The 20,279-nt window shown below is 71.1% G+C and carries 17 protein-coding genes and 4 pseudogenes; 11 read left to right on the plus strand and 10 right to left on the minus strand.

Annotated elements, in window-relative coordinates; translation table 11 throughout:
* Positions 1-450: 450 nt before the first annotated feature.
* The 6 genes and pseudogenes from MW084_RS16680 to MW084_RS24745 all read left to right on the plus strand — a co-directional run bounded on the left by MW084_RS16680 (position 451) and on the right by MW084_RS24745 (position 9,168).
* Entirely contained in the window at positions 451-6,642 is a 6,192-nt protein-coding gene (locus tag MW084_RS16680; protein WP_420833768.1) for an RHS repeat-associated core domain-containing protein, read from the plus strand.
* Positions 6,643-6,668: 26 nt separating this feature from the next.
* Complete coding sequence (locus MW084_RS16685; protein ID WP_158684342.1) at positions 6,669-6,845, plus strand: hypothetical protein; 177 nt, start codon at positions 6,669-6,671, stop codon at positions 6,843-6,845.
* A 149-nt stretch (positions 6,846-6,994) separates the two neighbouring features.
* Positions 6,995-7,855 (plus strand): annotated as a pseudogene (locus MW084_RS16690) (RHS repeat-associated core domain-containing protein); the annotation flags it as partial.
* The gene (locus MW084_RS16695) at positions 7,852-8,280 is read left to right on the plus strand and encodes a PH domain-containing protein (RefSeq protein WP_010472503.1); all 429 of its coding nucleotides are present in this window, start codon (positions 7,852-7,854) and stop codon (positions 8,278-8,280) included. The pseudogene MW084_RS16690 and the gene MW084_RS16695, both read left to right, overlap by 4 nt.
* 209 nt (positions 8,281-8,489) lie before the next feature.
* Positions 8,490-8,600 (plus strand): annotated as a pseudogene (locus tag MW084_RS24740) (hypothetical protein); the annotation flags it as partial.
* 376 nt (positions 8,601-8,976) lie between these two features.
* Positions 8,977-9,168 carry a hypothetical protein gene (locus MW084_RS24745; protein ID WP_029553639.1) on the plus strand — a complete coding sequence of 64 codons (192 nt, stop codon included), beginning with the start codon at positions 8,977-8,979 and terminating at the stop codon, positions 9,166-9,168.
* A 10-nt stretch (positions 9,169-9,178) separates the two neighbouring features.
* Here the strand turns inward: MW084_RS24745 and MW084_RS24615 are convergent.
* Positions 9,179-9,273 (minus strand): annotated as a pseudogene (locus MW084_RS24615) (polyphosphate kinase 2); the annotation flags it as partial.
* Between MW084_RS24615 and MW084_RS16705 the strand changes: the two are divergent.
* Together MW084_RS16705 and MW084_RS16710 are read left to right on the plus strand one after the other, a co-directional pair.
* A pseudogene (locus MW084_RS16705) lies at positions 9,271-9,556 on the plus strand (hypothetical protein); the annotation flags it as partial. The pseudogenes MW084_RS24615 and MW084_RS16705 sit on opposite strands and share 3 nt — an antisense overlap.
* 210 nt (positions 9,557-9,766) lie before the next feature.
* The gene (locus tag MW084_RS16710) at positions 9,767-9,907 is read left to right on the plus strand and encodes a hypothetical protein (RefSeq protein WP_158684344.1); all 141 of its coding nucleotides are present in this window, start codon (positions 9,767-9,769) and stop codon (positions 9,905-9,907) included.
* A gap of 957 nt (positions 9,908-10,864) precedes the next feature.
* Here MW084_RS16710 and MW084_RS16715 read toward each other — a convergent pair.
* Entirely contained in the window at positions 10,865-11,236 is a 372-nt protein-coding gene (locus MW084_RS16715; protein WP_010472511.1) for a VOC family protein, read from the minus strand.
* A 138-nt stretch (positions 11,237-11,374) separates the two neighbouring features.
* Between MW084_RS16715 and MW084_RS16720 the strand changes: the two genes are divergently transcribed.
* Positions 11,375-12,346, plus strand: coding sequence for a helix-turn-helix transcriptional regulator (locus MW084_RS16720; protein WP_010472513.1), 972 nt, complete (start codon positions 11,375-11,377; stop codon positions 12,344-12,346).
* A gap of 750 nt (positions 12,347-13,096) precedes the next feature.
* On the opposite strand, the gene bdeA is transcribed toward MW084_RS16720, so the two are convergent.
* From bdeA to MW084_RS16745, 5 genes are all read right to left on the minus strand, one after another.
* Positions 13,097-13,996: a bis(hydroxyethyl) terephthalate hydrolase gene (gene bdeA, locus MW084_RS16725; protein WP_010472515.1), complete on the minus strand. Its 900-nt coding sequence runs from the start codon at positions 13,994-13,996 to the stop codon at positions 13,097-13,099.
* 624 nt (positions 13,997-14,620) lie between these two features.
* The gene (locus MW084_RS16730; RefSeq protein WP_010472517.1) at positions 14,621-14,842 is read right to left on the minus strand and encodes a hypothetical protein; all 222 of its coding nucleotides are present in this window, start codon (positions 14,840-14,842) and stop codon (positions 14,621-14,623) included.
* Positions 14,839-15,135 (minus strand): hypothetical protein, encoded by a 297-nt coding sequence (locus MW084_RS16735; protein WP_010472518.1) that lies wholly within the window; start codon positions 15,133-15,135, stop codon positions 14,839-14,841. Before MW084_RS16735 ends, MW084_RS16730 begins: the two co-directional genes overlap by 4 nt.
* 257 nt (positions 15,136-15,392) lie before the next feature.
* Positions 15,393-15,752, minus strand: coding sequence for a hypothetical protein (locus MW084_RS16740; RefSeq protein ID WP_010472520.1), 360 nt, complete (start codon positions 15,750-15,752; stop codon positions 15,393-15,395).
* A complete protein-coding gene (locus MW084_RS16745) occupies positions 15,749-16,114 on the minus strand; it encodes a hypothetical protein (RefSeq protein ID WP_010472522.1) in 366 nt (121 codons plus the stop codon). Before MW084_RS16745 ends, MW084_RS16740 begins: the two co-directional genes overlap by 4 nt.
* A gap of 418 nt (positions 16,115-16,532) precedes the next feature.
* On the opposite strand from MW084_RS16745, the gene MW084_RS16750 reads away from it, so the two are divergent.
* Positions 16,533-17,504 (plus strand): tetratricopeptide repeat protein, encoded by a 972-nt coding sequence (locus MW084_RS16750; RefSeq protein WP_010472523.1) that lies wholly within the window; start codon positions 16,533-16,535, stop codon positions 17,502-17,504.
* A gap of 201 nt (positions 17,505-17,705) precedes the next feature.
* Here MW084_RS16750 and MW084_RS16755 read toward each other — a convergent pair whose 3' ends face one another.
* Both MW084_RS16755 and MW084_RS16760 read right to left on the minus strand, forming a co-directional pair.
* Positions 17,706-17,897 carry a DUF397 domain-containing protein gene (locus tag MW084_RS16755; protein WP_010472524.1) on the minus strand — a complete coding sequence of 64 codons (192 nt, stop codon included), beginning with the start codon at positions 17,895-17,897 and terminating at the stop codon, positions 17,706-17,708.
* A complete protein-coding gene (locus tag MW084_RS16760) occupies positions 17,894-18,667 on the minus strand; it encodes a helix-turn-helix domain-containing protein (RefSeq protein ID WP_010472525.1) in 774 nt (257 codons plus the stop codon). Before MW084_RS16760 ends, MW084_RS16755 begins: the two co-directional genes overlap by 4 nt.
* Positions 18,668-19,064: 397 nt before the next feature.
* On the opposite strand from MW084_RS16760, the gene MW084_RS16765 reads away from it, so the two are divergent.
* The gene (locus MW084_RS16765) at positions 19,065-19,337 is read left to right on the plus strand and encodes a hypothetical protein (protein ID WP_420833745.1); all 273 of its coding nucleotides are present in this window, start codon (positions 19,065-19,067) and stop codon (positions 19,335-19,337) included.
* Positions 19,338-19,426: 89 nt separating this feature from the next.
* Here MW084_RS16765 and MW084_RS16770 read toward each other — a convergent pair whose 3' ends face one another.
* Positions 19,427-20,239, minus strand: a complete 813-nt coding sequence (locus MW084_RS16770) for an inositol monophosphatase family protein (protein ID WP_010472527.1) — start codon at positions 20,237-20,239, stop codon at positions 19,427-19,429.
* Positions 20,240-20,279: the final 40 nt, after the last annotated feature.

Below are 20,279 nucleotides of genomic sequence, written 5' to 3' on the forward strand. Positions count from 1 at the left end.
GCGGTAAAGGGCCTCGGCTAGGGCTTTTCCCTGATCGCGGACACCGGAGACCGAGACGCGAGGGTCCAGCCGCCTTCGGTGTGTGCGTCGTGCGGCCCCGCGTTTTTGCGTCCGCCGTCCGCACGGCCGATTCCGCTGTGAGCAGCGTCTCGGGGCTTTCCTCGCGACTGCGTGCATGGACCGGCGAATCCCGGGTAAACGGGCGCCCCTCGATGTGATTGTGTGTCAGATCACAGCAACCATTGAGTGGTTGTGTCATACATGTGCGGAAATCTTCTCCCCCGCTTGTTCGTCTCCGATCGGTATCTTCACCGGCGCGTCACAGGAGTGACGCGGACAGTCACAAGAGACCGGGGAATCATGACGATTCACATACCCGCGCCACATGAGCGCGGGCGGCTTTGGACGGGGAGGAGCCTGCGCTGGATAGCGGGAGGCTTGTCCTTCGCCCTGGCCGTGACCCTGACGGAGGGCGTCGCGGCGGCCGATCCGCCGGAGGCTCCCGCGAAGCCGCGGGAGACGGCGGTCACGCAGGCCGCCGACATCGCCTCGGCCCGGGTGGCCGCGCGTCTGTCGGGCAAGCGCGTGGAGGCCCTCTCGGAGCGCACGGAGACGTCGACGACGTGGGTGAACAAGGACGGTTCACTGACGAGTGAGATCGTCGCGGGCCCCGTCCGGTTCACCGACAAGGCCACGGGCCAGTGGCGGGACGTCGACCTGGACATGGTCTCCGGTCCGGACGGTTCCGTCGCCCCGATCGCGCACCCCCAGGGACTGCGGCTCGCGGGGAAGTCCGCGCAGGCCCCCGCCAGGTCGCTGGCGGCCACCGGGCAGGCCAAGCCGGTCGACCTGGTCACCCTCGGCGACGGGGAGGAGCAGATCACCCTCCAGTGGAAGGGCGGCCTGCCCGCGCCGAAGCTGGAGGGCAACCGCGCCGAGTACGTCGACGCCGTGCCGGGCGCGGACGTGGTCGTCGAGGCGACGCGTACCGGGTTCGAGCAGTTCGTCGAGATCAAGCAGCGGCCGGCGACCGACGGCTACACCTACACGCTGCCGCTGAAGGCCAAGGGGCTGAAGGCCGTGCCGCAGGCGGACGGCGGCGTGCTGTTCACCGACGCCAAGGGCACCGAGCGGGCGCTGATGCCGGCGCCGGTGATGTGGGACGCCACCGTCGACCCGGTCTCCGGTGAGCACACCCGCAAGGTGCCGGTGGCGATGAAGGTCGTGCAGAAGGGCGCGACGATCGACCTGGTCGTCACCCCGGACGCGAAGTTCCTCGCCGACCCGGCCACCAAGTACCCGGTGACGGTCGACCCGTCGACCTCGTCGCTGGGCAACCTGTTCGACACCTACGTGCAGCAGGGCGTCACCTACGACACCTCCGCCGAGCAGGAACTGGACTTCGGCAACCCGGGGACGAAGAACGCCGACGGCACGCCCCGCATCGCCCAGACCTACATCACCTGGCGGACGGCGCCGTTCGCCGACGCGCTGGTCTCCAGCGCGAAGCTGTCGCTGTGGAACTTCCACTCGGGCAACTACACCGGCTCCTCCTGCCCGGCGCAGCCGTGGGAGGTGTGGACGGCGAACAACGCCACCACCGCCTCCCGGTGGACCAACCGCCCGGCGATGGTGACCCGGATGGCCACCTCCTCCGAGACGCGCGGCAACGCGAGCTGCTCCACGCAGCCGGACGGCTGGATCAACGCCGACGTGACCGACCTCGCCCAGCACTGGTCGAACAACAAGTGGTCCCAGGCCGGCATGGGCATCCGCGCCGCGGACGAGACGGTGACCGGGCAGTGGAAGCGGGTCAACTCCGCCAACGCCGCCGCCAACCCGCCCAAGCTGGTCGTCACCTACAACTACCGGCCGCGCACCGGCACCAAGCAGGAGGCCGGCCCGCCGTACTTCTCCTACGGCGGCGCCTACACGGTCAACACCGTGACGCCGACCCTGCGCGACACCTTCGTCGACCCCAACGGCGACAAGATCCAGGGCGCGTACCAGATCTTCGACACCGCCACGAACACCCAGGTCGGCGCCGTGCTGCGCTCGGCGTTCGTACCGTCGGGGCAGCCCGCCCCGGTCACGGTCCCGGCCGGCGTGCTGACCAACGGCAAGACGTACCAGTTCCGCACCAGCCCGTACGACGGCGTCCACTACAACCTGGGCTGGTCGGAGTGGAAGACCTTCACGGTCGACACCACCAACCCCTCCGCCCCGGCGCGCATCGTCTCGACGGACTACCCCACCGGCCAGTGGGTCAAGGGCGCGGGCCAGGCCGGCACGTTCACGGTGACCCCCAACGGCACCGACCACCACTGGCTGGAGTGGTCGCTGGACGGCGTGACCTGGACCAAGGTCGCCACCGGCGGCTCCACCGCCGCCAAGGCCATCAGCGTCACCCCGCCGAAGGACGGCAGCCACACCCTCCAGGTGCGTCAGGTCGACAAGGCCGACAACAAGTCCGAAGCGATCGAGTACCTCTTCCACGCCGGCCCCGGCGGCTTCGTCCAGCCCACCGAGGGCGAGCGCACCGCACGCCGCCTGCCCCTGGTCGCCGAGGCCGAAGCGGGCAAGTACGACGCGGTGTCCTTCTCCTGGCGCCGCTCCGAGGCCGACCCGTGGGTGAGGATCCCCGCCGGCGACGTCACCTCCGGCGGCACCCCGCTGACCGCGTGGCCCGTCCCCATGACCGGCGGCAAGAACGCCCCGCTGGTGTGGAACGCCACCGACACCGTCGACCCCGACGGCAGCGTGCAGATCAAGGCCGACTTCACCGGCCCCAACGGAGCCACCGGCGCCACCCTGCCCCTGACCGTCGTCGTCGACCGCAACGCCTCCGGCGCCGCCACCAGCGAGGTCGGTCCCGGTTCGGTCAACCTGCTGACCGGTGACTACACCCTCTCCGGCGCCGACGCCTCCGCCTTCGGCCTGTCCGTCAACCGGACCGCCTCCTCCCGTCTCCCCGACAAGGGCGCCAGGCAGGAAGGCCAAGTGGCGATCTTCGGCAAGGAGTGGGTGTCCGGCACCGAAGCCGAGATGACGGAATCCGACTTCTCGCACGTCCGCAGGGTCTCGGACACCGCGGTCGCGCTCGTCGACTCCGAAGGCGAGGAAACCCACTTCACCGCCAACGCGGCCAGGACGGCCTGGATCCCCGAGCCCGGGGCGGAGGACCTGACGCTCAAGGGCAGCACCACCGGCTCGTTCACGCTGTCGGACACCGAGGGCACGGTGACGGAGTTCACCAAGCCCGACGCCGCGGCGACCAGCTGGCAGGTGTCCAGCACGCTGCTGGACGGCCTGTCGAACTCCACCACCACCGTGGTCTCCGAGACGGTGACCGTCGACGGCAGGAAGCTGGCCCGGCCCAAGCGGATCATCGCCCCGACCTCCGCCGCGACCTCCGCCGCCTGCACCGCCGATCCGGCGACCAAGGGCTGCCGGGTGATGGAGTTCGTCTACGCGGCCACGACCACGGCCACCGCGGGCGCGTTCGGCGACTACGCGGGCCAGGTCAAGGAGATCCGCCTGTGGGCCACCGCCCCCGGCGCGACCGCGGCGACCTCCAGGACCGTGCAGACGTACGAGTACGACACCGAGGGCCGGCTGCGCCAGGCGTGGAACCCGCAGATCAGCCCTGCGCTGAAGACCGGATACGAATACGACGCGGCCGGCCGCGTCACCAAGCTCACCCCGCCCGGCGAACTGCCCTGGACGTTCACCTACGGCAAGGCCGGAAACGCCTCCACCGCCGGTGACGGCATGCTCCTCAAGGCGTCCCGCCCCGGTCTCCAGCAGGGCACGACCGGCACCGAGGCTGGCACCGCCGCCACCAGCGTCGTCTACGACGTCCCGCTGACCGGCACCACCGCCCCGTACCAGATGGGCGCCGCCGACGTGAAGGCGTGGGGCCAGACGGACGCGCCCACGGACGCGACCGCCGTCTTCCCCGCCGACGCCGTTCCCGCCTCGCACACGGGTGGCGACCTGACCGCGACCGACTACCGGCGAGCCAACATCACCTACCTCGGCGTGTCGGCCCGCAGCGTCAACACGGCGACGCCCGGCGGACACGTCTCCACCACGGAGTACGACCGCTTCGGCAACACCGTCCGCGAGCTCACCGCCGCCAACCGGGCCGTCGCGCTCGGCCTGACCGCCGACGACAGGGCCACCCAGGCCGGCCTCGGCATCGGTCAGCTCACCACCGCCGAGCGCGCCGACGCGCTCTCCACCAAGTCGCTCTACAACGAGACCGGCACCCGCGAGCTGGAGGAGTTCGGCCCGCTGCGCCGCAGCGAGCTGACCGCGGACCTGAAGTCGGGCACCACGACCCTCGTCCCGGCCGGCACGTCCGTGACCGCCCGGACCTGGACGGTCAACGAGTACGACGCGGGCCGCCCGACCGACGGCACGGCCAAGGTGAAGGACCAGGTCACCAAGGTCACCACCGGCGCCGAAGTGCGCGAGCACCCGTCGATCATGGGTGAGGCACGCATCACCCAGACGGTCTACGACTGGGTCAAGGGCCTGCCGGTCAAGACGGTCAAGGACCCGGGCGGCCTGGCGATCACCGAGACCACCGAGTACGACGCCCAGGGCCGTGTCACCAAGCAGCTCCTGCCCGGTGCCACCGGCACCGACGCCGCCACGCGGGTGACGACGTACTGGTCCGCCACCGGCACCGGCACCTGCCAGGGCCGTCCCGAGTGGGCCGACCTGGTGTGCTCCACCGGTCCCGCCGGCGCCATCACCAACGGCGGCAGCAACCCGGCACAACTGCCCACGACCACCACCGAGTACGACTGGTTCGGCAGCCCGGCGAAGGTCACGGAGACCGCCAACGGCGTCACCCGCACGACCACGACCACCTACGACAACGCCGGCCGCGTGGTGAAGACCGCGATGACCGGCGGCATCGGCCAGGCCGTCCCCGAGTCGACGACCGAGTACGACCCCGCCACCGGCCAGGCCGTCAAGACGGTCTCACCGACCGGCGGCACCATCACCAAGCAGTTCGACAAGCTCGGCCGCCTCGTCTCCTACACGGACGCCGACGGCGGTACGACCACCACCGAGTACGACCTGCTCGACCGGCCGGTCAAGACCACCGACACCACCCCGTCCACCGTCACCCACACCTACGACCACGCGGTCGAGCCGCGCGGCATGGCCACCAGCACCACCGACTCCGTCGCGGGCACCTTCAGGGCCACCTACGACGCCGACGGTTCCGTCAGCAGCGAGAAGCTGCCCGGCGGCTACACGGTCAAGCAGACCGAGGACACCACCGGTTCGGTGCTCGACCGCACCTACACGCGGGACAGCGACGGCACGGTCGTCTACTCCGACACCGTCACCGAGTCCGTCCACGGCCAGGTCACCAGCCACGCCGGCTGGTCCGACCAGACCTACCGCTACGACGCCACCGGCCGCCTGACCACCGTGGAGGACACCACCGACACGATCTGCACCAGGCGGACGTACGCCTTCGACAACCGCACCAACCGCACGTCGCTCACCAGCGCGGCCGGCGCTCCCGGTGCGGACTGCCCGACGACGGGAGGCACCGTCACCGGCCACGCCTACGACAGCGCCGACCGCCTCGTCGACACCGGCTACGTCTACGACGCCTTCGGCCGCACCACGTCGGTCCCGCAGAACGGCACGGTCGGCTACTACGCCAACGACCTGGTCCACCAGCAGACCGCCGACGGCAAGCGCCAGACCTGGCTGCTCGACGCCGCCCACCGCTTCCGTTCCTGGAAGGTCGAGACCGGCAGCGGCACCACGTGGACCCAGACGGCGTCCAAGCTCAACCACTACGACGGTGACAGCGACAGTCCCCGCTGGATCGTCGAGGACACCACCACCGGCGCGCTGACCCGCAACGTCGAGTCCGCCACCGGCGACCTCGCCGCCACCACGAGCAAGACCGGCGACACCGTCCTGCAACTCACCACCATCCACGGTGACATCGCCCTCCAGCTTCCGCTGGACGCCACCAAGGCACCCGTCGCCCTCGACACCGACGAGTACGGAAACCCCCGGGCCGGCCAGGCGGCCGTCCGCTACAACTGGCTCGGCGCCAAGCAGCGCTCCGCCGAGACCCTCACCGGCCTCACCCTCATGGGCGTCCGCCTCTACAACCCCACCACCGGACGCTTCCTGTCCATGGACCCGGTCCACGGCGGCGGCGACAACCGCTACGGCTACCCCGGCGACCCCGTCAACCAGTACGACCTCGACGGCAAAAGGTGGAGCTGGAAGCGAATCAAGAGGTTCGTCAAGAGGAACCGTGTAATCATCGCCTCCTTTACGGCTGGCTTTGCCTGTGGTGTCGTCACGGCCGGTATAGCTGCTGGCGCTTGTGGGGTAATTGCAGGCGGCCTCGCCGGGGCTGGTGCGAAATGGTACTGGAACCGTAAAGCGTCTCGTCGTGATATTGCCCTGGCAGGAGTCAAGGGGATGATGGGGTATGGAGGCGGTGGTTCCGCCATCGGTGCCCTGGGGCGGCATTTTGGCCGCAAAGCCCTCAGGCGCTGGGCTGTGAAGTACTATCCGTCTACGGGGCGCCATGTCTACCGCAAGCCGAACTCTCATAAAAGGAAGCCGTGGTGGCGTCGCTGGTAGTAAAATGATCCAAAATGGGAGGGTAAATGGGTCAGTTCGACCAGGGCAAGAACTCGTTGACGTTCTTCGCTCTCGGCTGCCTCGCGTTGACCGGAGGGGTCGCGGTGTCGCTCCTTTTTAGCAGGTCGGATGGGGCGCCGATTCTCGGCAGTGCTGCCGTCGTCTTCGCCGCCGCCTGGATTCTGGAGCGTCGAGCGGATTAATCTCTGGTTCGAGTGCGGTCACCACTGAAAGGGGTGACTGAACAGATAGAGGGGCGCGATCCGAGGGCACATTTTGGGTCGCGCCCCTCGGTGGGGTTTTCTGTGGAAAGTAAGGGGATTATCGCGGATCCGAGCGTCGGTCGAAAGGGAAGACTGAAATCGGCAGCGGCTCCACCTGGACTCAGACGGCGTCCAAGCTCAACCACTACGACGGTGACGGCGACAGTCCCCGCTGGATCGTCGAGGACACCGCCACCGGCGCGCTGACCCGCAACGTCGAGTCCGCCACCGGCGACCTCGCCGCCACCACGAGCAAGACCGGCGACACCGTCCTGCAGTTCACCACCATTCACGGTGACATCGCCCTCCAGCTCCCGCTGGACGCCACCAAGGCACCCGTCGCCCTCGACACCGACGAGTACGGAAACCCCCGCGCCGGCCAGGCGGCCGTCCGCTACAACTGGCTCGGCGCCAAGCAGCGCTCCACCGAGACCCTCACCGGCCTGACCCTCATGGGCGTCCGCCTCTACAACCCGGCCACGGGACGTTTCCTGTCCATGGACCCGGTCTACGGTGGAAACGCGAACGCCTACGAGTACGTCAACGGCGACCCGGTCAACCGCTACGACCTCGTCGGGCGCTGGAGCTGGGGCCGCAAGACCTGGCGCCGGTTCACGAACTCGCGGGTCGGCAAGTGGGCCTACAGGCACCGCAACCGGATCGCCCGCGGTGCGGGCCTCGCGGCCCTCGGGGTCTGCGTCGTCGCGAGCGCCGGCCTGTGTGCCGCCGCCTCGGTCGGCGCCTACGTCGCGGGTGAGATGGCCAAGAAGCGCCGGCAGCGCTGGAGCAAGCGCGGCATGGCCTTCAACGCCGTCACTCTGGGCATCGGCTTCAAGGTCGGTTACGTCACGCGCAACATCAAAGGGAAGAGGCGCTGGGGCAAGTACGCTTTCAACAGCTACTACACCGCCCCCGGCGCAGCCTGTTGGGTGACGAAGAGGTGCCCGTGACCAAGAGCCGTACAACGTTCCGCAACGGCGTGTACCCGTTCGCCGGGCTCTTCGTGATCGCCGTGGTGGGCCTCGCCTACCTCGACATGACGGCGGGCGCGCGGAGCGGCGGTGACCTCACGTTCTACACGCTCCTCTGTGCCGGGGCGGTGGCCTTGGCCTCCCGGTCCTTCATCTGGACGGCGGTCGTTGCCGACGAGCGGGGAGTGCAGGTCCGCAATCCGCTCAGGACCCAGCGGTTCGCCTGGCGGGAGATCCGGGGCTTCCGAGCCGAGGATCGCCTCGTGATCGAGCTGGCCGACAGCCGTGAGGTCCGTTGCTGGGCGGTCCAGCGCGCCAACATCGCCCGCATGCTGAAGCGCCGGAGTCACGCCGACGCCGTGGCCGAGGACCTCACGAACCTGCGTGAGCGGTATCTGGCCTGAGGAACCCGGGTCATGCCCTGATGGATGACCCGCACCCCACCACGACGGCCCCGGCAACTCCTGCCGGGGCCGTCGTGCGTCCGCCCGGCGGGGGGCAGGCGGGCCGGCCGGTCCTGCCGACTGCCGCTCCGGCGATCACCGGCTCCCGCCACAAGGCCCTGTCAGTCCGGGCGGNNNGNGNGNGGGGCGGGGGACGAGGACGGGTGGTCATGAGCAAGGCACCCACACGCCTCATCGCACGATTCCGACTCGCCGAAGCGGCCTTCGCGCCGTTCGACGAGCGCGGCTACGAGCAGACAACCACCGACGACATCGTCGAACACGCCGGCATCGGACGTACGACGTTCTCCCGGAACTACCGGTCCAAGGAAGCGATCATCTTCCCCGACCACGACCGGCTGCTCGAACTCATCAGGGATCGGCTGGCGACCTCAGCCACGGCACCGCCCTGGTGGCCGTGCCGGACGCGGTACGGCTGGTGCTGCTGCACTACCTCGGCGAAGGCGAGCTGGTCCGCAGACGATACGTGCTCACCAGCAAGGTGGCCGCCCTGTGGGACCGGAAGATCGCCAGTGTGGCGCGCTATCAGCGGCTGTTCCGGGAGTTCATCGCAGAGTGGATGGGCGCCCCCGACCGCCTCCGTCTCGCTGCGCGCCGAGCTGATGGCGGCCTTCGTCGTCGCGGCCCCACAACCACGTGCTGCGACACTGGCTGCGGGGCGAGTCCGCGGACCCGATCGACGAGGCGATGTGCGAGGTGCTCGCCCTGTTCCCGGCGTGCTCGGGAACCGACGGCGGCACCACCGTGATCGCCTTCCGTACCGACCAGGGTCTGGACGCGCTGCTCCCGTCCCTGAAGCGGCTCATCAAGGGCACCCCCACCCCCTGAGCCGCTCCGGTCAGAGGCCCGCCGCGCGATCCGGGACGTAGTTCTGCAGGTCGCGGGGCGGGCGCTCGTAGCGGTGGACGGTGGCCGCTCCGGCAGTTCGACCAGACCATTATCGACTGGGCCAAGGTGCCTGCCGACGAAGACGATCCAGGACTCGGCCGGTCTGGCCTTGACCACCATGCAGTACAACGCCCAGGGCCACGTCGTGAAGCAGCCGCTGCCCGGCGCCACCGGCACCGACGCAGCGACCCGGGTCACCACCCACTGGTCCGCGACCGGCACCGGCGCCTGCCAGGGCTACCCGGAGTGGGCCGACCTCGTGTGCAGCACCGGACCCGGCAGCGCGATCACGGGCGGCGGGACCACCCCGGCTCAGCTGCCCACAACTCCGGAGCGGCATCGGCAACGGGGTGCGGGGCGTCCAGGTAGAGCACGGTTCTAACGTCGTGCTTTCCTGAAGTGGGCTGTCCGACAGGCGGTCAGGTAAGCGAAAAGTGCCTCTGGTCAGCGAGAATGAAGATTGCTGAGGTACTTGTTCCCGCTCCTTTCGGAGGCAGTTTCCAGGTGAAGCAGCCTACCGGGTCCTACCCCCGTGTCCGTGTCCAGGATTCCGGGTCGAGGCCCGTCCACGGCCCTGACCGACCCCCTGAACAAGGCCACGACCTTCGCCCGGTCCCGGCCCTCCACCGGCGCGGACACCGCCAGCAACCGCGCGGTTTTCTGCACGTCCGGCGACTAGTCCGCGCGTCCCCCACCAGATCACTCACATACAGTCAATCAGCCTGAACCCAAGCATTTCGGATCAATAGGAGACCCGTGTGTCCAAGTCCTCTGCCGGCGTCGCGCTGATGTCGGTCGGTGCTGTGGCCATCGTGGCCGGAGCCCTCATGTACGTCCTTCCGGGCTCTGGCTTCCCCATCCTCATTCTGGGTGTAGTACTCACGACCGTAGGAGCTGCCCTACGGATCGCCCACAGCAGGTGAACAAGTGAGCGCGCCTTACTCGGCATAATGAGGACGCTTTCACTCGCTGAGCAAGGCCCGTCCCGGGACAAGCGCCGGGACGGGCCGCGACCTCCTGTTCGACCTGTGCACCACTGCCCATGGGGCAGGTCGGTCTTGCAGGGCTTACGCTCGCTCATGACGATCAGCCGAGCACACCCTGGCCGCCGGTTGGCCGGGATGCCGTCATGCCTCACTTCCAGGTGACGACAAATCATCCGCCCACCCATATACCACCACTGAAGACCGGATACGAGTACGGCGCGGGCCGCCCGACCGACGGCACGGCGAAGGTGAGGGACCAGATCGCCAAGATCACCACCGGCGTCGAAGTGGCACGGGGTGGCCTGCAGGGGGGCGGGGCTGCGTTGGGTGAACTTATGGTGGGCGAGCCCGTGATGGTGTCGGCCCGCCGACCCGGGCCTGGCACACATCCCCGGATCCGGCAGGCATCCCCGCGTTCGGGTCGACGTACCGAGTCCAGGGCGGCGTACCAAGTCCGGCGCACAGTCCCGAGTACGAGGCGATGTGCCGGATCCGGGTCGGCGGCGTCCCCGGCCGACCGGGCGACCGACTGGGCGGGCCGCGCGGCTCGCGGAGCCACGCGGCCCGTCCGTTCGACCTGTACGGGAACGGCGGCGAGGTCGTCGTCCCGTGCGGGCGCACGGTGGGGTGGGGTCGCCGGTCGGCGGCGGTCAGCTTCCCGTGGAGAGGCAGAACGGGTGGCCCGCGGGGTCCAGCAGGACCCTGCGCTCCTCGGGGTGCGGCTGGGTTGCCGGTTCCGTGGCGCCGAGGGCCAGCATCCGGGCGTGCGCGGCCTCCAGGTCGTCGACGCCCAGTTCCATGTGCGCCTGCTTGCCCTGGGAGGGGTCGGGCCAGGTCGGGCGCCGGTAGTCGGCCACCCGGATGAAGCCCAGCCCGGGTGAGCCGTCGCGGCCGAGGAGGACGAAGTCGTCGCTGGAGTAGATGACGGGCAGGTCGAGCGCCTCGCCGTAGAAGCGGGCCAGTTCGATCGGGTTCGGGCAGTCGAAGTCGACGGACAGCAGGCGGATCGCGGGTGCGGACACGGGCGCGGGTACGGACGTGGATGCGGATGCGGATGCGGATGCGGATGCGGGCGCGGATGCGGGTTCGGTGCTCATGGGCGGGACGCTACGACGGGACCAGGACAGTTCCGGTCCTGGTCATGGTGAACAATCCGGGATGTGACCAGCACCTCCGCCCGCCTGCTGCGCCTGGTCTCGCTGCTGTCCGCACGGCCGGTGTGGACCTGCCGCGAGCTGGCCGAACGGATGGCGGTCACCGACCGCACGATCCGGCGGGACGTCGCCAGGCTGCGGGAACTCGGCTACGGCATCGAGTCCGACCCCGGCCCGTGGGGCGGCTACCGCCTCGGCGGCGGGACCCGGGTGCCACCGCTGAGCCTCGACGACGAGGAGGCGCTCGCCGTGGCCGTCGCCCTGCGCGAGGCCGCGCTCAGCGGCGTCCTGGGCGGCGACCAGGCCGCGCTGTCGGCGCTGCTGAAACTGCGGCAGGTCCTGCCGTCCCGGATCGCGGAGCGGCTGGGCGAGATGGATTCCACCTTCGTCCACACGCCTCGGCCCGAGGGCCACCGGATGATCCCGCCCGGCGTGCTGCCGGAACTGGCCGCCGCCTGCCGCCGCGGCGAGCGCACCCGCCTGTCGTACCGGGACCACGCGGGGAAGGACACCGTCCGGGACGTCGACCCCTACCGTCTGGTGCACACGGGCCTGCGCTGGTACTTCGTCGCCCGGGACGTGGCGCGCGGCCAGTGGCGGACGTTCCGGGCCGACCGCGTGGTGCGGGTACGGCCCACCGGGCACCCGGTCGAACTCGTCGACCCGCCCGACCCGGCCCTCCTCGTCTCCCAGGGCATCGCCGGCGTCGTGTACCCGCTCTACACGACGATCCTGCTCCCGCACCCCGTGGACCGGGCGCTGAAGCTCGTCCCGCCGACGATCGGCACCCACCGCCCGGACGGCCCCGACGCGACCGTCGTCGAGATCGGCGGCAACGACGTCGACCAGCTCGTCACGTACCTCCTCGGCCTGGGCACCCCCCTACGGGTCCTGTCCCCGGACCCCGTACGGGAGGAACTGCTGCGCCGCACCCGGGAACTGTTCGAGGGCAATGGGAACGGCGACCGGCTCCCATAGGGGGCCGCCGTGCCGGGGCGCGGGCCGCGCTTCGACTGAGGCTTCCCCGCGGCCGGGGTCGGGGTCACCCGGAGACCGAGACCCGGGGTGCTCGGGGAAGCGACGCCAAGGGGGAGGGATTTGCGGGAAGCGGTACCCGATCACCCTGCCGGGCTCAGCGCGTGTCCGATGGAGGCGGGTGCGTGCCCCGCCCGGCGCGGCAACCACGCCGGGCGGACCGGGCGCGATGGTGACCAGGGGGGTTCCTCCTCGACCGCGTCTGCTACGGCGAGCCAGCGGGCGCCGGGCCCTCGGAAGGTCCGGCCCGCGACGGTCGCTCCAGGGGTGGTGCGCGGGCGGCGGCGCCCCGGCGCGGTGAACCCGGGGCTTCGCTGCACGGACCCGGGAGCCTCCGAACCCCGGCCGGACGGCTCCGCGAGGAATCCGCGTGCGCCGTGCGCGCCCCAGGTGTCCGGCGGGTGCACGCGAACCCTGCGCGGGACTCGCTCACCGCGCCGGACTCGGCGGGCACTGCCGGCGGGCGCGGGCCGCCAGACCGGGCGTGGAGGGACTGGGGCGGCGTCCACGACGGCAGCGACCCGCCTCGCCGGGCCGGGTGTGGCGGAACCCGCCGGGCCGGTGAGTGGGTGGACCCGTAGTCGGTACGGGCCGGGCGATACCGCGGCCGGCCGGGCGGGACCCGGGAGGGCGGGCCGGCCCGCCCGCCGCCCCGTCGGCGTCTCCGCGACGGGGCGGCGGACGGGCCCGCGGTCAGGAGGTGTGGGGGCAGTTGCCCCGGTACTCCTCGATCGTCGCGCTGGGCTGCGGCAGCGGGCACAGGAACTGCTCGTAGCGGGTGTCGTCGTCGATGAACCGCTTCAACCACGCGGTGCTGTACTTCGCGATCGTCGTGTTCGAGGACAACGGGGCGTTGTGCGTGGCGTTGTTCATCTCCAGGTACGCCCGGTCCAGCGAGGACGGCAGGCTGCCGTAGAACGGCTCCGCGTGGCTGGCCACCGGAGCGATGTTGTCGTTCTCCGCGCCGAAGATCATCGTCGGTGTACGGAGTTCCGGCCAGGTCTTGTCCTGGTGCCAGGGCATGAGGGGGACGGCGGCCTGGAGGGACGGGCGGGACTTCGCCGCCGCCAGGCTGCCCCCGCCGCCCATGGAATGGCCCATCACGCCGAGACGGGTGCTGTCCACCCGGGTCCGCAGGGAGCTGTCGCGCGTCAGGTGGTCGAGCGCGGCCAGGAGCTGACGGCCGCGGCTGTCGGGCTGGTCCTGTGGCGTGATCGTGTCGATGACGAACACGGCGAACCCCTGCGAGGCGAGCCGCGGGCCCAGCCAGGCTATCGACGACTGGGTGCCCATGTACCCCGGGCACACGCTGACGGCGCCGAACGTCCCGTCGCCGGTGGTCGTCGGGTAGTAGACCGTCCCTCCGCCGAAGCCGGTGACGGAGTCACGCGGGACGGTCGTCTGGGACACGGCGTACGGGCCGCGCTCCGCCTCGATGGAGGCTTCGGTCGGTGCGGGGCCGCGCTCGTACGGGTTGTCGGCGGCGTACGCGCTCGGCGCCGGTCCGAGACCGGCGAGCAGCGCGACCGCCGTGAGGACTCTGCCCGCGGTGCGGTGCGTGGCCCGGGGGCGTGGGAGGGGGAACTGGCGCATGACCAAGTCGTCCTGTCGTCGTGGAGGGGCCCGACTGGGGGGACGGATGGGTGGGGGGGCATCGTTATACCACCGGCCCCATAGGCCCCACGAGACCTCTGACGCCCCCATGTGCGGCGACTGGTCAGGCCGCCGCGCCGGCGGGAGAACTACGTGCGGGGTAATCCGACATGTCCTGTTCGGGCCGGGGTACGGGCTGCCGGGTACCGCCCGGGCCCCTCCGCCCGGCGGCCCCTCGACCGGTCACCGCTCCCCGCGCTGCTGCCGGACCCGCAGGGGCGGACGCGCGGCCCGCGGGGACGCCCGGCCGCGACGGGGTCGGGGCACACGCGCGACACCCCGTACCCGGCGCGCACACCGCAGCACCCGGCGCGTGCGGAGTCCGTCCGCCCCGGGCGGTCGCCGCCGAGCCGTACGGGAGTCGCGCGCCCAGGGTCGGGAGAAGCGCGGGGCGGATTCCTCCCGCTTCGCCCGCGACTTCGCGTTGGCCCCTCCCGGCTGGGACCGGCCGCGCCGGGGCGACACCCGGCTGCCACCCACCGCGACCGGTTCTCGGCCCGCAGTGGGCTTAGGGCCGCACATGGCCCGCCCCTCCCGCGACCCCACCTGGACACCCCGGCGGCGTCAGGGTTGCATCTCGGTGGTGATACGGCGTGCGCGCCGGCGTCGGCGCAGCCAGTCGCCGAGTTCCCCCACCGCGACCAGCAGGGCCGCGGAGGCGGCGCAGCGCAGCAGGTCCGTGGGCTGACCGGTGGCGCGACCCAGCAGCCAGAGGGCGAGTGCGAGCGTGATCCACCAGAGGCCGACCGACCCGATTCCACGCCGCCAGGACCGCCCCCTCGTCACGACGCGGCCCTTGCCGCGCGGGACGAGGCGACGACCGCGACCGCGCACCCGGTCGCGGCGGCGAGGCCCGCGGCGGCGGTGGCGGCCGAGACGATCGTCGGCGAGGCGTCGGCCAGACGGGGGATCGCGTTGAGAGGCGCGGCGGCGTACAGCGCGAGGACGGCCCAGCCGCGCGGCCGCACCGGGGCAAGCCGGGGGCGCAGGCGCTCCGGCACGCGGCCGGCGACCATCGCCGCCCCGGCCGGGAGCAGAGTGATCGAGAAGAAGGCCAGACCGACCCAGTGCCAGATCATGCGGGCGGAAGTCTCCTGTGGTCGAGGGGGACGAGTCGGATGCGACGGGTACCGGTGATCACGGTTGAGCACGGTGAGTCCCGTGACGAACGAGACGAGGCCACGAGCGGGGAGGAAAAGCCGCGCCTGACCAGGACGTACATCGCCGTGCCGACCGGAGCCTACGAGATCCCGGAGGCGGCCGGAACCGCTGACGGCAGGAACCACTGACGGCCCGAACCGCCGACGGCAGGCCGACGCGGCGGCTCACACACGGGTCACCGTACGGCGGCACGACGGCCCCCTCCGACGCGGCTCAACAGGGTGAGCACGGCTGCGGAGACGGTCGCCGCCACACCCGTGGCCAGGGCGTCCGCCCCATACCGGCCCAGCTCCGGACGCAGGACGTCGACGAGCCCGAACAGCACGGCAACCCCTGCGAGACCGGCCGCGATCCCCGCCGGCCAGTAGCGGTACCGCGCCCAGAACCACTGCACGAGCCAGACACCGACGAGGAAGGCAACGGACGGTTGCGCATCCTCGTCGAGGGCCGTGCTCGCCGCGTACGCCAGGCCGCAGGCCGCCCAGCAGGCCGAAGAGACCAGCGCGGCCTCGTGCCAAAGGACGGGTCGCCTCACGCTCGCCGCTCGCCCTTCGGGGTTCGGTTCCGGTGGCGTTCCCACCACCGGGCCGTAAACGCCGCCACGATCGAACCGACCACGAGCGGCCCGGCGACCCAGCGGATCACGTCCCCCGCCCGGCCGGATTCCCCGCCGGCCATCAAGGTGACCGTCTCGATGGCGAGGGAGATCCCCAGCACGACGAAGCCGATTCCCCAGACGCGGACCACCCACGCGGGCTCCCGGACGGGTGCCGGTGGCCGGTGCGGCCCCTGTGGCCGGACCACGGCCCGGCACCCCAGCCATGTACAGCCCAGTCCCACGACCACCGTGAACACGTCCACGGCCCTGTCGAGCAGGCCGGTCACGGCCCCCAGCATCTGCCGCTCCCCTCACCGTTCGCTTCACACGGACCCCGGAACGGCAGGGCCGTTCCCCGGTTCACCATGATGACCGTCCGGACGATCCTCTCGTCCGCCGGGCGCGGCGGACGGCCCGCACGGCTGCTTTCATGTCGAGCAGGGCCAGGAGTGGCGCGGGGGAGCCCGGGAGGGCAGGGGNGGTGGGGATGTCACGGAGTCCGAGAGCCGAGTCCTTCGTCGGTTCGGGCGGGATGTGCTTGAACATCGTGTTCTGCGGTTGGACAGCGGCCAGTAGTGCTACCGCTCCCTGGTCGAGGGTCGTCGCGGTGCTCTTTCTGGTGTTCTGGCTGGGGTTGCTCGTGAGGCACCTCTTGCGGCGCTCCCCTTCCCGCAGGTCGTCCTGGTCGACCGGACACGATTCGCGCGGAGAAGAACGATGAAGAGGAAAGAGCTGCGCCGGGCCGCGCTGAAGGGGGACGGCCGTGCCGCCCTGGCCTTGGCGGACATGCTGATGGACGCCTACGAGGAGCAGGAGGCGGTCGACGTCCTGCGCGCGAGTGCCGCGGCGGGCGCCGGGGGAGTGGCGCTCTACCTGGCCGAAGTCCTGGCGGTCAGCGGGGACGAGGAGTACGAGAGGCAGGCCGAGGAGTGGTACCGGGTCGCGGTGGACGAGGGCATCCCCGGCGCGCTCAACGACTACGGCTGCTTCCTGTCGATGCACGACGACAGACTGGACGAGGCGGAAGCGGTGCTCCTGCGGGCGGTGGAGGCCCGCGACGAGCTTTCCTACGGCAACCTCGGCGGGCTGTACCTGGACGCGGAACGGTACGACGAAGCCCTTCCCTGGCTACGGCGGGGAGTGGCGCAGGGAAACCGGAATCTGCTGCCTCTCCTCTCCCGTGTGGAAACGGAGCTCGGTGACGCGGACGCGGCGTGGGAACATGCCCGCGCGGCGATCGAGGAGGACCGGGACGGGGCGCGGCTCGCCTGCGCTGTTCACCTCGCCCGCTTCGGTGAACACCATCCCGGACTCAGCGCCGAGACGATGTTCCGCGAGGCGGCCGAGGAGGACGACTCGGCCCATTTCCTCTACGCCAACTGGCTGAAGGACCAGGGCAGGTCCGGGGAAGCCGAGCGAGAGTACCGGGCGGCGATCGAAGCGGGTGAACCCAACGCGCACCTCAATTTCGCGTACCTCCTCGAAGACCTCGGGAGGGAGGCGGAAGCGGAAGCCGAACTGCGTGCGGGGATCGCCGCCGGCGACCCGTGGGCGGCCGGTGGCCTCGCCCGTTTCCTCACGGATCGCGGACGGACGGAGGAAGCACCCGACCTCATCCGCAAGGCCGGAGAACTCGGATGCCCGCAAGAGGAGATGCGTGAACTATGGAGCATGCACCGCTCCCTGTGACGGAAGACCGACGGGCTCGATGCGTAGAACCAGGGGTTCATCGGCGGAACGCGAGTGAACGGCGAGGCGCGGTGCTACGGGAAAGAGCACAGGTCTCGGGCAGCGCATGTCCCGATGATCGGAGCCACTGCGCCTGACGAGCCGAGGGCGGTACTGGTGGCAGGTGCGGTGGGACAGCGCGGACGCCGTCCCACCGGGGGTTCAGGCGGGGGAGTCGGTTGCCAGGGTGGTGAAGGCCGACCAGGCGTCGGCAGAGACGGTGAGGGGGTGTCTTTGGGTGTCTTTGGAGTCGCGGATGAGGACGGTGTCGGGGCGTAGGGCGACCTCGATACAGTTGTCACCGCCACCGCCGCTGTAGCTGCTCTTGAACCAATCGGGTTCGCTGGTGCTCATAGCGCTCCTCGCATCCGCTCCAGCAGACCCGCCGTGGCTTGGTGGCTCAGAGCCTGCGAGCGCATCTTGCCATAGCGCTGGAGCATGTGACTTACCGCTTTCGGGTCACTGATGAGCATGCTGGCCCCGTGACCTTCGGTGTAACCCACCCAGCGGTGATCGGGCTGCTCGGCGAGGTACATCTCACCTTCGAAGCCGGAGTGCTCTTCTTGCAGCAGGGGCATGACCTGGAGTTCCACGTTGCGGTACCGGCCGACTGCGATGAGGTGGTCGAGGAGGGCCTTCGTCACAGCGGCCTCTCCCATACGACGCTCCAGCAGTGCTTGCTCGATGACGAAGCTGAACATTGTATTGGGGCGTTCGACGAGGAGCTGTTGCCTGGCTAGACGCGCTGCCACTTGCCGCTCGGACTGTTCCGCGGTGAGTGGAGGAAGGTACCGGTCGAAGAGGACCCGAATGTAGGGCTCAGGCTGCAACAGTCCGGGGATCACCCGGCACTCGTACGCGTACAGCGAGATCGCCTCCTCCTCGATGCCCGCCCACTGGCGGAACCAGGAGGCCAGGCCCGCCTTGCGGGTCAGGCTTCGTGCCGCCGCGGCCAGGACCCGTCCGGCGACCGGTCCCAGGACCTCCTCCGAGCGGTCCAGCAGGTCCCTCGGCGGAAAGCGCTTGCCCTGTTCGATCTTGGCGACGTACGCGACCGAGTACCGCACCAGCGGCGCGAACTGCTCCTGTGTCAGGCGGGCCTCCTCACGCAGGGCCTTGAGCACCGCGCCGAACGTCCTCAGGCTCTCCGAGAGCTCCGGTTCGCAACTCCCGCCTCCGCCCGGGCCGATGCCCCCGCTCCCGCCTGGGCCGGTGTTCCTCTCCCCGCCTCCGTCTGGGCCGGTACCTCCGCCCCCACCCTGGCCGGTGCCTTCACCCGTCCCGCCGCCGTTGTCCACCGCCATCGCAGCCGCCTTCCCCTGGTGCCCTCGTGCCGTCGGGCCGCGTCCGAGCCGGGCCCGGACGCGGCCCGTACCGTGTGACGGGCGCGCTGCGCCACGCCCGGCGCACTCATCGTCACGCCCAGCGACCGACCCGGTCCAGTGCGTGAGCCCGTACAGCGTGATCTGTATCGGTGTCGGACCTGCCGACGGCTCCCCGCCCCCGGGGAGGGTGGCCGCCATGCAAGCCCCTCGTACACAGAACACCGCCCGGGACCGGCCGGTTGCGCAACGCTTCTCCGCCACCCGCCGTGGTGCGCGCCTCACCCGGCTGCTCGCCGCACGGCGGTTGGCCGAGTGGGGCCACCCGCCCGGCACCGGGGCGCACGACGCCGTCGCCTTGGTCGTCGCCGAACTCGCCGCGAACGCGGTGTTCCACGGCCGGGTCCCGGGGTGGGAGGACGGTCTGGGCCGAGTGCGCGACGGCCCCCGGGCCGGGGCCGACCCGGTCTGAACGCCCGGCCCGCCCGCCGCCCGGCACGGGCGCACGGCGGCCTGACCGCCCGGCCGGGCCCGCCCGCCGTCAGCAGGTACCGGCCGCCGTCAGCAGGTGCCGGCCGCGCTGGCGGCGAGTGCGTCGAGGACCTCGCCGTGCAGGCTGGGGGCGGCGGCCACGAAGCTCGTCGCGTCCGGGGTCCACTCGCGGCCCGTCGCGTCGGTGACCAGGGCGCCCGCCTCGGCGGCGACGAGGGAGCCGGGGAGCAGGTTGGAGGCGTCCCGGCCGAACTCCCAGAAGACGTCCACGTGCCCCGAGCCGACCTGGGCGATCTGCAGGGAGGTCGGGCCGAGGTTGCGGACGGCGAGGGTGCGGCGCAGCATCGCGGTCAGCGACGTTCCGGCCCGCTCGGGTTCGGTGTTCCACGGCGGCTGGCTCGTCGTGGCCAGCGCGGCCGAGAGGACCTTGCGGGAGGGGGCCACGGGCCGGCCGTCGAGCCGGGCGCCCCCGCCCCGCACCGCCGTGTAGAGGAGGTCGAGCCGCGGGGCCCAGACCACGCTCAGCACCGGCCTGCCGCCGCTGACGAGCGTCGACGTCACGCTCCAGTACGGAAGCCCCTGGAGGTAGTGCACGGCGCCGTCGACCGCGTCGCACACCCACCACTCGCCCGTGTCGGCCACGCGGGTGCCGACCTCGCCCTCCGCCCAGCGGGCCTCCGGGCGCAGCATCCGCGTGCGGTCGCGCAGCAGGCCGCTCACGGGCCCGTCCACGGCCGCGAAGGCGGTCATCATCTCCTCGACGGTCGTGCCGCCGTCCGGCCGGTCGCGGTGCGCCGAATCGGCGAGCTCACCGGCCTCCCGTACGGCCTCGACGAGCTGCGGCAGCAGCCTCGCGTAGTCCTCCGTCACCGTCGTCGCCATGGTTCCGTTCCCTCTCGTCGCAGGTCGCCGGCCGCTCGCG

This window comes from Streptomyces sudanensis (assembly GCF_023614315.1).
Taxonomy (GTDB): domain Bacteria; phylum Actinomycetota; class Actinomycetes; order Streptomycetales; family Streptomycetaceae; genus Streptomyces; species Streptomyces sudanensis.

Bases quoted from the DNA above. Each gene is read 5' to 3' on its own strand.
- MW084_RS16685 (WP_158684342.1), top strand. From the start codon at position 6,669: ATGGGTCAGTTCGACCAGGGCAAGAACTCGTTGACGTTCTTCGCTCTC.
- bdeA (WP_010472515.1), bottom strand. From the start codon at position 13,996: ATGCGCCAGTTCCCCCTCCCACGCCCCCGGGCCACGCACCGCACCGCG.
- MW084_RS16735 (WP_010472518.1), bottom strand. From the start codon at position 15,135: ATGATCTGGCACTGGGTCGGTCTGGCCTTCTTCTCGATCACTCTGCTC.
- MW084_RS16745 (WP_010472522.1), bottom strand. From the start codon at position 16,114: ATGCTGGGGGCCGTGACCGGCCTGCTCGACAGGGCCGTGGACGTGTTC.
- MW084_RS16750 (WP_010472523.1), top strand. From the start codon at position 16,533: ATGAAGAGGAAAGAGCTGCGCCGGGCCGCGCTGAAGGGGGACGGCCGT.
- MW084_RS16755 (WP_010472524.1), bottom strand. From the start codon at position 17,897: ATGAGCACCAGCGAACCCGATTGGTTCAAGAGCAGCTACAGCGGCGGT.
- MW084_RS16765 (WP_420833745.1), top strand. From the start codon at position 19,065: ATGCAAGCCCCTCGTACACAGAACACCGCCCGGGACCGGCCGGTTGCG.
- MW084_RS16770 (WP_010472527.1), bottom strand. From the start codon at position 20,239: ATGGCGACGACGGTGACGGAGGACTACGCGAGGCTGCTGCCGCAGCTC.